The 12,587-nt window shown below is 70.7% G+C and carries 12 protein-coding genes; 5 read left to right on the top strand and 7 right to left on the bottom strand.

Features of this window, described 5'->3' with window-relative positions:
- Positions 1-432, bottom strand: a 432-nt coding sequence (locus R2N01_RS09440; RefSeq protein WP_316670569.1) for a DUF1707 domain-containing protein, incomplete at its 3' end; no start/stop codon positions are given.
- Between the two features lie 72 nt (positions 433-504).
- Here R2N01_RS09440 and R2N01_RS09445 point away from each other — a divergent pair.
- Together R2N01_RS09445 and murJ are read left to right on the top strand one after the other, a co-directional pair.
- Positions 505-1,776 carry an aspartate kinase gene (locus R2N01_RS09445; protein ID WP_316670571.1) on the top strand — a complete coding sequence of 424 codons (1,272 nt, stop codon included), beginning with the start codon at positions 505-507 and terminating at the stop codon, positions 1,774-1,776.
- The gene (gene murJ / locus R2N01_RS09450) at positions 1,773-3,620 is read left to right on the top strand and encodes a lipid II flippase MurJ (RefSeq protein WP_316670572.1); all 1,848 of its coding nucleotides are present in this window, start codon (positions 1,773-1,775) and stop codon (positions 3,618-3,620) included. Before R2N01_RS09445 ends, murJ begins: the two co-directional genes overlap by 4 nt.
- A 44-nt stretch (positions 3,621-3,664) precedes the next feature.
- On the opposite strand, the gene R2N01_RS09455 is transcribed toward murJ, so the two are convergent.
- The 4 genes from R2N01_RS09455 to R2N01_RS09470 all read right to left on the bottom strand — a co-directional run bounded on the left by R2N01_RS09455 (position 3,665) and on the right by R2N01_RS09470 (position 7,390).
- Positions 3,665-4,600, bottom strand: a complete 936-nt coding sequence (locus tag R2N01_RS09455; RefSeq protein ID WP_316670574.1) for a carbohydrate kinase — start codon at positions 4,598-4,600, stop codon at positions 3,665-3,667.
- 60 nt (positions 4,601-4,660) lie between these two features.
- Complete coding sequence (locus R2N01_RS09460) at positions 4,661-5,518, bottom strand: class I SAM-dependent methyltransferase (RefSeq protein ID WP_316670576.1); 858 nt, start codon at positions 5,516-5,518, stop codon at positions 4,661-4,663.
- Positions 5,519-5,688: 170 nt separating this feature from the next.
- Positions 5,689-6,210 (bottom strand): YbaK/EbsC family protein, encoded by a 522-nt coding sequence (locus R2N01_RS09465; protein WP_316670577.1) that lies wholly within the window; start codon positions 6,208-6,210, stop codon positions 5,689-5,691.
- A 154-nt stretch (positions 6,211-6,364) separates the two neighbouring features.
- Positions 6,365-7,390 (bottom strand): LacI family DNA-binding transcriptional regulator, encoded by a 1,026-nt coding sequence (locus R2N01_RS09470; protein WP_316670578.1) that lies wholly within the window; start codon positions 7,388-7,390, stop codon positions 6,365-6,367.
- A 312-nt stretch (positions 7,391-7,702) separates the two neighbouring features.
- Here R2N01_RS09470 and dhaK point away from each other — a divergent pair, with 312 nt between their 5' ends.
- Genes dhaK through dhaM form a run of 3 tightly spaced genes read left to right on the top strand, consistent with a single transcriptional unit; the run spans position 7,703 to position 9,749 of the window.
- Positions 7,703-8,704, top strand: coding sequence for a dihydroxyacetone kinase subunit DhaK (gene dhaK / locus R2N01_RS09475; protein ID WP_316670580.1), 1,002 nt, complete (start codon positions 7,703-7,705; stop codon positions 8,702-8,704).
- 2 nt (positions 8,705-8,706) lie between these two features.
- The gene (gene dhaL, locus R2N01_RS09480; protein WP_316670581.1) at positions 8,707-9,345 is read left to right on the top strand and encodes a dihydroxyacetone kinase subunit DhaL; all 639 of its coding nucleotides are present in this window, start codon (positions 8,707-8,709) and stop codon (positions 9,343-9,345) included.
- Positions 9,342-9,749 (top strand): dihydroxyacetone kinase phosphoryl donor subunit DhaM, encoded by a 408-nt coding sequence (gene dhaM / locus R2N01_RS09485; protein WP_316670582.1) that lies wholly within the window; start codon positions 9,342-9,344, stop codon positions 9,747-9,749. The genes dhaL and dhaM overlap by 4 nt, the downstream gene beginning before the upstream one ends.
- Positions 9,750-9,837: 88 nt before the next feature.
- Here the strand turns inward: dhaM and R2N01_RS09490 are convergent, their stop codons facing one another.
- Both R2N01_RS09490 and R2N01_RS09495 read right to left on the bottom strand, forming a co-directional pair.
- Positions 9,838-10,491 (bottom strand): response regulator transcription factor, encoded by a 654-nt coding sequence (locus R2N01_RS09490; protein WP_316670583.1) that lies wholly within the window; start codon positions 10,489-10,491, stop codon positions 9,838-9,840.
- Between the two features lie 8 nt (positions 10,492-10,499).
- Complete coding sequence (locus R2N01_RS09495) at positions 10,500-11,567, bottom strand: histidine kinase (protein ID WP_316670584.1); 1,068 nt, start codon at positions 11,565-11,567, stop codon at positions 10,500-10,502.
- Positions 11,568-12,587: the final 1,020 nt, after the last annotated feature.

Here is a 12,587-nt window from a genome sequence, read left to right on the forward strand (position 1 = left end):
GCTCTTCCTGGCGGCGCCGGCGGCCACGGAGACCACGAGTGCGAGGAACAGGACCTGCACCGGGGCGCCGCTCAGGACGGCGATGATGGCCGCCGGCCAGATCAGACCGCTGACGGCGCTGAAGGCGGCTGCCGCCGCCCTGCGCCCGGCGGACCGCGCGGCGACGGGGGCCGGCGCCTGCCAGGGCGTCAGTTCGCTGGGGCGAGCGGCCCGCCCGACCGGGCCCGCCTCGTCGAAGAAGCGCGCCTGGGGGTCGGAGGGCAGATCGGTGAACAACAGGTCGAGATCGGCCTGGTAGTGCGCGGCGAGCGCACTCGTCATGCGCTCGCCGAACTCCTCGGTGGTGAGGCGGCCGGCCGCGTAGTGGCTCTGGAGGAGCTCGACGGCGGCGTCTCGTTCTGTGTCGCCGATGCGAAGGGAGGGCTTGTCCACGTGACCATGCTATTCCCGGCGGGCGGCTGTCGGCCCGCTAGAGTTGGCTGCGTCAATCCATGAGGGGAATCCATGGCCAGGATCGTCCAGAAGTACGGCGGATCGTCCGTCGCCGATGCCGCGTCCATCAAGCGGGTCGCGCGGCGCATCGCCCGCGCCCGCCATGCCGGGAACGACGTCGTCGTCGTCATCTCGGCGATGGGCGACACCACCGACGAGTTGATGGATCTCGCGCTGGAGGTGAGCCCGCAGCCGCAGCCGCGCGAACTCGACATGCTGCTCACCACCGGTGAGCGCCAGAGCGCCGCCCTGCTCGCCATGGCCCTCAACGACCTCGGCGTGCCCGCCTGCAGCTACACCGGCAGTCAGGCCGGCGTCATCACGACGGGCCTGCACGGCAACGCCCGCATAATCGACATCACGCCCGGCCGCGTCGACAGGTCCCTCGAACTCGGCAATGTCACCATCGTCGCCGGCTTCCAGGGCGTCAGTCAGGACACCAAGGACGTCACCACGCTCGGCCGCGGCGCCTCCGACACCACTGCGGTGGCCCTCGCCGCCTCGCTCGACGCCGAGTACTGCGAGATCTACACCGACGTCGACGGCGTCTTCACCGCCGACCCGCGCATCGTCCCCGCAGCCGCCCAGATCCCCGAGGTCACCTACGAGGAGATGATGGAGATGGCCGCCTGCGGTTCGAAGGTGCTGCACCTGCGCTGCGTCGAGTACGCGCGCCGCGAGAACATCCCCGTGCACGTGCGCAGTTCGTTCAGCGACCGGCCGGGCACCTGGGTCAAGGGTCACACCGACATCAGGAAGGGCAATGAGATGGAACAGGCCATCATCACCGGCGTCGCGTCTGACCGCGGTGAGGCGAAGATCACCGTTGTGGGCGTGCCCGATCAGGTCGGCAAGGCCGCCAGGATCTTCGATGTCGTCGCCGAGGCCGAGATCAACATCGACGTCATCGTCCAGAACGTCTCCGCGGCCTCCGGACGCACCGACATCTCCTTCACACTGCCGATGAGCGACGGCAAGAGGGCCATCGACGCGCTCAAGGCCGACCAGGAGGCCGTCGGCTTCGAGAAGCTCCTGTACGACGACCAGATCGGCAAGCTCTCCGTCATCGGCGTCGGCATGCGCACCCACCCGGGAGTCACCGCCCGTTTCTTCGACGCCCTGGCCGGGCAGGGGATCAACATCGACATGATCGCCACCTCCGAGATCCGCATCTCCGTCGTGGTCGAGGCCGATCTGCTCGACCGCGCCGTCCGCGCCGCACACACCGCCTTCGGCCTCGACGCCGATGGCGAGGCCGTCGTCTACGCGGGCAGCGGGCGTTGAGCTATCGCCCCCGGCGGGCCGACGAGTCGCCGCCCGATCCGTACGGCGACGACGAGCCGACGCGCGTCATCCCGCGCGTCGAGCTCGAGGCCCTGGCGCACTCCCTGCCCGGGGTGGGGCGTCTGGTGAGCCCGGGCCTGTACGGGCCGGGGGCGCCACTGGCGGGTGGCGACGGCGGCCCGCCGGGGGGTGCGGGCCAGGACGAGCTCGACGAGCGCGACCGCAGGAACCTCGGGCGCAATTCGGCCCTCATGGCCTCGGGCACCCTCATCTCCCGCGTCCTGGGCATGATCAACGCCATGCTGCTGGTCAGGGTCGTCGGCCAGACGCTGGCGGCCGATGCCTTCCGCTCGGCCAACTCGCTGCCGAACTACATCCTCGTGCTGCTCTCCGGCGGCATCCTCAACGCCGTCCTGCTGCCGCAGATCACCAAGGCGATGAAGCGCCCCGACGGCGGCAGGGAGTTCGTCGACCGGCTCCTGACCATCACCTTCGCCCTCATCGCCGGCGTGGCCCTGCTGTGCACGGTCGGCGCCGGCGTCCTCATGCGCGTCTTCACCCGGTTGCAGGGCCCCGCCCTGCACCTGGCGACCGAGTTCGCCTTCCTCTGCATGCCGCAGGTGTTCTTCTACGGCGTCTTCGCCGTCTTCGGCAATCTGCTCAACGCGCGCGGCTCCTTCGGCCCGTACGGCTGGGCGCCCGTGCTCAACAACGTCGTCGCGATCGGCGGCGAGCTCGTCTTCCTGCGCATGTGGGGCCAGCAGGCCGACCCTGCGGTCTGGACGAGCTCGATGGTCTGGGTGCTGGCCGGCACGGCCACACTCGGCATCGTCGCGCAGACGCTCGTCCTGGTTCCCGTGCTCGTCAGGAGCGGCTTCCGCTGGCGGCCCCGCTGGGGCCTGCGCGGCTACGGACTCGGCCAGATCGGCCGGTTCGCCGGTCTCACCTTCCTGGCCCTGTGCATCGCCCAGGGCGGCGGCCTGTTCATCCTGAACGTGGCCACCGGCATGATCGACCGGGCGCCCGACGGCGAGTACGTGGCCGGCTACGCGGCCTACCAGAACGCCAACACGCTGTTCCAGATGCCGTACTCGCTCATCGCCTTCTCGATCCTCACCGCACTGTTCCCGCAGATCGCCCGCGCCTGGCAGCGCCGCAATGACGTGTCCACCGGGCTGAGGGACATGCAGGACCTGCTCTACAAGGGCCTGACCCTGCCGATGGTCGGCATCATCCCGACGAGCGTCGTGCTCATAGCGCTGGCCCGCCCCGTCGTGCGCGGCATCTACTGGAGCCTGGAGCCGGTCGAGGCCACGGCCACCGCCTGGGTGCTCGTCCTCATGGTCGCCTCGACCGTCTCGTACACGATCGTGACGCTGCAGCAGCAGTACTGCTTCGCCACCGAGCAGGGCGGCACCAATCTGTGGATGCAGTGCCTGGTCACCGGTGTGCAGATCCTCTTCGCCCTCGCCGCACTGCTCGTGCCCGCCCGGATCGGCGTGGTGACGATCTGCCTGGGCATGTTCGCGGGCAACAGCACGCTCGCCCTCGTCTTCATGGCCTACGCCAAGCGCCAGATGGGCGGGCTCGACCTGCACGGTGTCCTGGGCCTGTACACCCGCACGCTCTGCGCCTCGGTCCTCGGCGGGGTGCCCGCCTACTTCGTCGGCTCGACCATCGTCTGGCGGATGCACGACCGGCTCATCAGCCAGTACCTGGCCGACCTCGTGGGCGCCACCGTCTTCGTCGTCTTCTTCCTGATCGGCGTGCGGCTCTTCAGGGTCGAGGAGTTCAGCGCCCTCCTCGGCCCGCTCCTGCGCAGGCTGCACCTCAGGCGCGGCTGACCGGCCGGCGAGACGCCGGAACCCCCGCGCCCGGACGCACGGGATCAGGCGCGGGCGAGCAGGGCCGCCACCTCATCGGCGTCCGGCGGGTTCGCGCCGATGCGCGAGCAGACGATCGATGCCGCCGCGCAGCCGCTGCGCATCGCCCCGACCAGGTTCTTCTCCTCCAGCCACACCTTGAGGAAGCCGGCGGTGAAGGTGTCGCCGGCCCCGACCGTGTCGGCCACGGCGGTGGGGAGGCCCGGCACGGACACGGGCTCGCGGTTGGCGCCGACCGCGAAGGCGCCCTCGCCGCCGGTCGTGACGACGACCAGTTCCAGCCCGTAGGTGGCCGCCAGGTCGGCGGCGATCCGGCGGGCGGAGGAACCGCTGGACGGGTCGAGCCAGTGCAGGTCCTCGTCGCTGGCCCGCACGACGCCCCCCCGCTCGCCGAGCACCTTCAGGAAGGGGTCGAGCAGCTCGCCGTAGAGCCTGCGATCGGGCTGCACGGTGGGCCGCACGTTCAGGTCGAACGACAGCCCCGCCGGCGTCGTGGACAGATAGTCGAGCAGGGCGCTGCGGCCGGGCTCGACGACGGCCATCAGCGAACCGGTGTGCAGCCAGTCGTCCGCGCCCAGCTCGGGGAACTCCTGGGGGGCCCAGTTGAAGTTGGCCGTGCCCCGCAGGTGGAAGGTGTAGGTGGCCTGACCGGTGGAGTCCACGCTGACGATCGCCAGCGAGGTGGGCTCGGACTCGGTCTGCACGGCCAGGTCCAGGCCGACGTCGTTGACGGCCAGGTGACTGCGCAACTGAGCGCCGAAGCCGTCGCCGCCGAGCCGCCCGAGGAACTGGGCGGGCAGGCCCAGACGGGCCAGGGCCACGGCCGTGTTGAGCGGGCCGCCGGCCGAGTGGGCCTGCCACAGGCTCGACTGCGTCGTACCGGGGACGGAGTTGTCGGGGATGAGATCGATGAGTGCTTCGCCGCACACCACTACGTGCATGCCCCCACTGTAAACGAGATGGCGCCGCTGCGCTGGCGCGTCCGGAATCCTTTCGTCGGATCACTTGCGGCCGTGGATGATGCCGGCGCCCCTGATCAACCGGGGGGCCTTGATCCAGCCCGGCGCGCCGATGACGTCCTCGGTGCGGGGGATGTACTCGATGTCGGTGATGCCCTCGTCACGCAGCTGCCGGATGAAGGAGCCCATGTCGCCGTAGAACTTGGGCCGGTCGAACATGTCCTGGAAACTGAAGGCGCCCCCGGGGCGGAGGACGCGCAGGGCCTCGCGGACCAGCGCCCGCTTGTCGGGCTGGCCTCTGACCTCGTGGAAGACGAAGTTGCTGACCGCGGCGTCGAAGGCGCCGTCGGGGAAGTCGAGCCGGGCGGCATCGCCCCTGACGAACCGGATGGGGGCGATGACGCCTTCGGCCCGTGCGTTGGCCTCGCACTGGTCCTTGGCGTAGTTCCACCCGGGGCCCCAGCGGTCGATGCCCGTGAAGTCGCCGGTGGGGAAGGCCCTGGCGCAGCGAATGGTGAGCGCCCCGGCGCCGCAGCCGATGTCGAGCAGCCTGCCCCGGCCGTCCCAGTCGAGGTTGTCGACGACCATCTCGTGCAGACCGCCCATGAGGCCGCCGCCGTCGAAGGCGAAAAGCCTGCGGCACAGTTCCAGATAGGCGGTGAGGGTCAGCATGAGGGCGCACAGGACGCCGACGATGATCAAGACGACCAGGTGCGACCACAGGACGAGCAGCAGCGCCAGGATCAGCAGCAGCGCGCCGGAGAGGCCGAGCAGGAGGCGCATGAGGCTGGCGGGCACCCAATTGCCGTAGTCGGCCTGGCCAGTGCGCTGCAACTCGGCCTCGGCGTCGGCGTAGGTCCGCGAATCGGCGCGCGGCGGCTGTTCATAGCTGCTGGTCATGACGTTCCTCCACCCCCGTTCCTGAGCAACAGTTTAGTGAGCGCTGTGAGGACAAGATCAACGGGCAGGTCGCTAAGGACGTGGAGAAATCCCATGTCAAGGCTGGAATCCGCATGGTCTGCGGGCCCCTGCGGCGGCATGGCGCGGATGCCGGCCCGGCGGGGTCCGGATCAGCGGGCCAGCTGGTCGACGGCCTCGGCGTTCGGCAGGGCCAGCAGCGAGCGGCCGGGCACGACGAGTTTGGCCGACCGGGTGCCGGCGCCGATGCACACCTGCCCGGCGGCGGCCACGGCGGCGTCGATCCAGATCGGCCAGGCCTCGGGCAGGCCGACGGGGGTGATCGCGCCGTACTCCATGCCGGACTCGGCGACGGCGTCCGCCATCGGGGCGAAGGAGCACTTGCGCACGTCCAAGCGCTTGCGGACGAGCCTGTTGACGTCGATGCGCGTGGTGGCCAGGGCCAGGCAGGCGACGGTGCGCTCGATCTCACCGCGCCTGCCCCGGACGATCACGCAGTTGCCGCAGGTCGATTCGTCCTCGCCGTAGGTCCTGCACAGCGTCTCGGTGTCGGAGAGCGCCGGATCGATGGTGAAGACCTGTGCCCCGGGCAGCAGGTGGATGAACCTGCGAACGGGTTCGCCCAGCAGCTCGGGGTGCTCGGTGGCGGGCAGGTGCGGAAGCGCGTCGAACATGGTTCCGAGCCTAGTGCGGTGCGGGGCCGGGGGTGCTGCCGGTTGCATGCGGGGGCGGTGTCCGCCACAGGAGGCGCCGGGGGTCGGGACATGTCGTCCCTCTCCGGTGCTGCCGGGCGCACCGCCCTGGGGCACGCCCCGCCGGGAGGACGGCCTAGTCGTGCCCGGGACGCGGGGGCGCCGTGGATCCGCGGACGACCAGCTTCGGGGTGAGGCGGTGCACCCGGGGGGCGTTCTGGGAGTCGTCGTGCCCGATCATCCGGGCGAGTTCATCGGCGGCGATACGGCCCTGCTCCGGGGCGTGCTGGTCGACCGAGGTGAGCCCGGCCCGGCCCGCGATGACCGTGTTGTCGTGGCTGATGACCGAGACGTCCTCGGGGACCGACAGATCGTGCTGCGCCAGCGCGTCGAGGACCCCCATCGCCAGGACGTCGTTGCCGCAGAAGACCGCGGTGGGCAGATCTCCCGTGCCGACGAGCCCGTTGATCGCGTCGGCGGCGCCCCCGGTACTGAGCGGGGGGCACACCACGCGACCGGGCAGGCCGTGGCGCGCCATGGCGCGCCGGAATCCCCGGGCGCGCTCCTCGTAGGGGATGTCGGCCGGCAGGGCCAGGTGGACGATGTCACGGTGCCCGAGCCCGACGAGGTGGTCGACGGCCAGCCCGGCGCTCAGCAGGTCGTCGCAGTAGACGCTGGAGACCCCCTCCATCTCGATCCGCCGGGTGACCGCGACCACCGGCAGCGAGTTGACGGCGGCCCCCAGGGCGGACGTCGATCCGGCGTAGCCGGCCACGACGACGCCGTCGGGCCTCAGGGTGACCAGGTCGCGGAGGCTGCGGTCCTCCTCGGCGATGTCGAGGCCGCCCTGCATGATGATGACCCGGTGGCTCTGCTCGCTCATCCGCTCGGTCAGGCTCTCGTAGACGTCGATGAAGACCGGATTGGACAGCGACTGGGCCAGGAAGCCGATGATGCGGTGCGTCCGATTCCCCGCCAGCGAGGTGGCGATCCCGTTGTTGAGGTACCCGAGGGAGGCCGCCGCCCGCAGGACCCGCTGCCGCTTCTCCTCGGAGACGTGCTCGGAACCCTGCATGACCAGTGAGACCAGGGATCGCGACACGTCGGCTGCGCGCGCCACATCGGCCTGGGTGACGTAGCGCCGGCGCCCGATCGTACTCACGACGGCCCCTGGGCGCTGTTGCGGTGCGGGGGTCTCTCCGCGGTTCTCACGGACGCCGACACTATCGCATGACGTACTCCGGTCAGCCGGTCGCCGGAGGGCGACGACGCCCACGGCCCCTGAGGCTGTCCGGACGGATCGGTGACGTCGTCGCTGACCGGGCCCCGCCCGGTCCCGGAGGCGGTGACGACGCCGGGACCGGACCGCGACGGTGCGGCGGGCCGCCCCCGATGGCGAACCCGGCTGTGAATAAGCGGTCGTTTCGGCCCGGCCGCCAGCACCCGTACGGGGCCATGGGGGTAGCTTCGTGTCATGAAGAAACTCATCAACTCCGCCGACACCGTCGTTGCGGATGCCCTCGCGGGCATGGCCGCGGCGCATCCGGGGGATCTCCGCGTCGACCCCGACCAGCACATCGTCTATCGCGCCCGGCCCAAGGAGCAGGGCAAGGTCGCCATCGTCTCCGGCGGTGGCAGCGGGCACGAGCCGCTGCACGGCGGATTCGTCGGCGCCGGGATGCTCGACGCCGCATGCGCCGGCGAGATCTTCACCTCGCCCGTGCCCGATCAGATCGTCGCCGCCACCACCGCCGTCGAACGGGGCGCCGGCGTGCTGCACCTGGTGAAGAACTACACCGGCGACGTCATGAACTTCGAGATGGCCGCCGAGGTCGTCGCCGAGTCCGGCGTCGAGGTCGCCTCGGTCGTCACCAACGACGACGTGGCCGTCGAGGACTCCCTGTACACCGCGGGCCGGCGCGGCGTGGGCGTCACCGTCCTCGTCGAGAAGATCGCCGGCGCGGCGGCCGAGGAGGGCCGGCCCCTGGCCGAGGTCGCCGAGATCGCCGCCCGCGTCAACGCCAACGGTCGCTCGATGGGCATGGCCCTGACCAGCTGCACCGTTCCCGCCAACGGCAAGCCCTCCTTCGACCTGCCCGAGGACCAGATGGAGATCGGCATCGGCATCCACGGCGAGCCCGGCCGCCACCGGGAGAAGGCCGCCCCGGCGTCCGAGATCGCCCGCCAGCTCGCCGAGCCGATCCTGGCCGAGCTGCCCGCCGGTGATGGCCGCGGCGTCATCGCCTTCCTCAACGGCATGGGCGCCAGCCCGCTGATCGAGCTCTACGTCATGTACAACGAGGTCGCCGAGCTGCTCGGGGCCGAGGGCGTCGCGGTCGAGCGCTCGCTGGTCGGCAACTACATCACCAGTCTCGACATGGCCGGCTGCTCGCTCACCCTGGTGCGCGCCGACGACGAGATGCTGCGCCTGTGGGACGCACCGGTGAACACGCCGGGCCTGCGCTGGGGAGCGTGAGCATGGCGGCCACGATCACCCTGGACACCCTCGTCGACTGGCTGAAGCTGGCCGACGCGGCGATCATCGAGCATTCCGATGAGCTCACCGCGCTCGACGCGGCCATCGGCGACGCGGACCACGGCTCCAACATGAAGCGGGGCATGGCCGCCGCGGTCGAGGCCGTGGACGCCGGCGGTTTCACCGCCATCGATGCGATGCTGAAGAAGGTGGGCATGACCCTCGTGTCCACCGTCGGCGGCGCCTCCGGTCCGTTGTACGGCACCTTCTTCCTGCGCATGGGAGGAGCTCTGGCGGGCAGGGACGAGATCGACTCGGCCACGCTGGCCGCCGCCGTCGAGGCGGGCATCGGCGGGCTCGTCCAGCGCGGCAAGGCCGTCGAGGGCGAGAAGACGATGCTCGACGCCTGGTACCCGGCCCTGCGCGCCCTCACGGCGCATCCGGACGACATCGCCGGAGCGGCCGCTGCGGCGGCCGAGGCCGCCGCAGCGGGCCGCGATGCCACCGAGCCGATGATCGCCACCAAGGGCCGCGCCTCCTACCTGGGGGAGCGCTCGGCGGGGCACATCGACCCCGGCGCCGCCTCGACCGCCCTCATCCTCGGCGCCCTGGCGCGGGCCATCGCGGGTGAGGCCGCATGATCGGTATCGTCATCGTCTCGCACTCGGTCCAGTTGGCCGACGCCGTCGTCGATCTGACCAGGCGCCTCATGCCGGCTTCGCAGGTGCGCCTCGAGACGGCGGCCGGTACCGCCGAGGGCACCCTCGGCACCAACGCCATGGCGATCGTCGAGGCCGTCGAGCGGGCCGATGACGGCGAGGGTGTCGTCGTCCTCATGGATCTGGGCAGCGCCGTGATGAGCGCCCAGACGGCCGTCGAGTTCCTCGAGCCGGAACTCGCGGAACGAACGAGGCTGCTGGCCGCCCCGGTCGTCGAAGGACTGTTCGCGGCCTACTCGGCGGCGGGCATCGGGCGTGATCTCGAGCGCGTCTGCGCCGAGGCCGAGAGCGCCGTCGAGGTGAAGAGGCAGCAGCTGGTCAATTGAGTACTCGAGTGATCGGATGCGGCGCGGGCCCGCGGGTCCGCGCCGCATCCGTGCACCGGCGGGCACGACCGCCGGCCGCTCCGGGGCGTCACCGCCCGGCCTTGTACCAGGTCGAGATGATCTGCACCCGGTCCCGCAGCCCGGTCTTGGTCAGGATCCTGCTGACGCTGCGCCGCACCGATGCCTCCTGGATGACCATGGCGTCGGCTATCTCACTGTTGGACCTGCCATCGGCCATCAGCTCGACGACCTGCCGCTCCCGCGGGGACAGATCGGCGAACAGCGCCCCCAGCCGCCTCTGCTCGTCGGTCGTGCTCAGCTCGCTCGTCCGATCCAGGACCTCGCGGGTGATCCGCGGGGTGAGCACTGCCTCCCCCTCGGCCAGGGCGTGGACGGCGTGCGTGATGTCCTCCGCCCTCGCGTCCTTCAGGAGGAAGCCCATGGCTCCTGCGGACAGCCCCTTGAACGCGTAATCGTCCTGGTCGTACGTGGTCAGGATCAGGACGTGCACTCCGGGGAACCTCTCGATGATCCGACGCGTCGCCTGCGTCCCGTCCATCCCCGGCATGCGCACGTCCATCAGCACGACGTCGGGGACCGGCAGGCCCCGGTCCGCCAAGCTGGCGATCGCGTCCAGCGCGGACTGGCCGTCGCCCGCCTCGGCGACGACATCGATCTGCGGGTCCCTGCGCACGAGCAGGGACAGGGCGAAGCGCTCGAGTTCGTGGTCGTCCACGATCATGACCCGGATCATGATGCCGCCGCCTCTTCGCCGCGCAGCGGGGCGATGGTGGCATCGACCACCCAGCCGTTGCCGTTCGGCGAACCGGCGTAGAAATCCCCTCTTCGTCCGAGGATCAGACGACGGTATCGGCGCAGTCCCGTGCCGCCGTCCCCCGGCCCCTCGTGCCTCTGCGCAATGCCGTCGTCCTCGACGAGGACTCGCGTGCTCCCGTCACCGCGGTGCTGCCACAGGACCGTGATATGCGTGATGCCCGCACCGTGGCGAAGGCAGTTGGTCAGCGCCTCGCGCGTCAGGAAGAAGCAGAGTTCGCGGCAACCTCCACCGGAGGGCCGGACCCCCTCCTCGGTGAAGTCCGCGACGATGCCCGAGGCGCGAACGCGGTCGATCACTTCCCCGATGGCGTCCCACTCCTGCGGCGCTCCGGCCGCCGGCCCCGGATCGACGACGGCGTCGCCGGAATCACCGGGGCCGGGCGTCTGCCCGGTACTGAGGGATTCCATGACCCGTCGTGCCTCCCCGAGCCCCTCACGGGCCAGCGAGTTGATTCCCCGGACGGCCCTGACGTAATCGGATTGCATGGAGAACCCCGACAGCCCCTCGGACAGCGCGATGATGGTCGTCAGGCAGTGGCCCACGCTGTCATGCAGCCGGAAGGCGAGCCGCTCCCGCTCCAGGGCGCGGTCGCGCTGTTCGGCCATCCTGTCGGCGCGCAGACGCTCCTGCTCCGCCCTGCGCAACGACTCCCGCTGCGACTGTCGCACCCGCGTCATGAGACCCGCTGCTGCCACGCAGAGCACGACCCCCGCGCGCCCGGCCCACAGGAGGCCGTCGTTGCGGTCCGGCCCCGCAGCGGCCGCCGCTGCGAGAGCCAGCGGGCTGATGGCGCTGACGGTCGCGCGGCGCGTGTCGCATCGTGCAATGCACGTGTGGAGAACCGCCAGGTACGGTATCGCCACGCTCGGTTCCGAGCGAAGGCCGGCGGCCAGGACCAGGAGGCAGACGCCGGTCTCCACCGACAGGGCGAGGAGGGGATGATTCGCCCGCGCCGCCATGGCCGCGATACCGATGACCATCACCAGCAAGGCGAGGCATCGCGCCGGCGCCGACGGCGCCGGGCCTCTCTGCCCCGGAGAACTGATCGACATCGCCGCCACGCTCAATGCCGCGAGAAGACACGTGTTCCTTCCCCATGACACGAAGGAACCATGATGAATCATGGAGCATCCCTCCGCACGGTGAACCACCAAGCCTCGTGAATGAGGCTGACGATACACCGTCCCGGTCCGCAGCCGTGATGATGTCGTGCAGCGGACCGGCGGGGGCCGTTGCACGGGCGTGGGACGAGTCCGGCCGCGGACGGCCCCGGGCCAGAACCCCCGCTCGGAGCCCGGCCCCATCATGGGACGGCCCCGCCGCGGAGCCCGACGCGCAGCACGGGAGCCGGCGGGGATCGCCACCGGCGGGGATCGCCACCGGCGGGGATCGCCACCGGCCATGGCCGGAGCCGGCTCCGTCATCCCGCCGATGCCCGGTGCGGCCACCGGGCCGCGGACTCCCCGGTCGTCATCACATCATGACAATTCACCAGCCGCCCTGACATCATTCATTGTCAACCGGGGGCACGGAGGTTGACAGGACGAGAAGAGGTCGGGGAATCATTGGAGACGCGCAGGAATTGCGCAGACGGGTTGACAGAACAGAAAGGAGGCTGTGACATGTACGAGGCACCGACTCTGACGAAAATCGCCGGCTTTGCCAGCGCTACCAATGGTGCAGGGCACGCTCCCCTGAATGACGTGTGGGGGTTCCGCGCGATAGCTGTCGTCTACTGGCCGTGGAGCTGATCGTCGATGCTTGTCCATGGGGTCATGAGTAAGACTCGTCGCCCCTTGGCCGAGGCACCGTCGTGGAGTGCTGTGAACAGGCCCTGTTGTCGTTGACTGAGATGTGCATCCGATGCGGGATCAGTCTGATTCCGGCGGGGGGGGGCCCCCCCCCCCCGCCCCCCCCCCCCCCCCGGGCGGGGGGGGGGGGGGGGTGGTGCGGGGGGGGCTGGGTATCGGACCCGCGCCCCGCGGGCGGGGGCCGGGGGG

The sequence above is a fragment of the uncultured Propionibacterium sp. genome (assembly GCF_963539965.1).
GTDB lineage: Bacteria > Actinomycetota > Actinomycetes > Propionibacteriales > Propionibacteriaceae > Propionibacterium.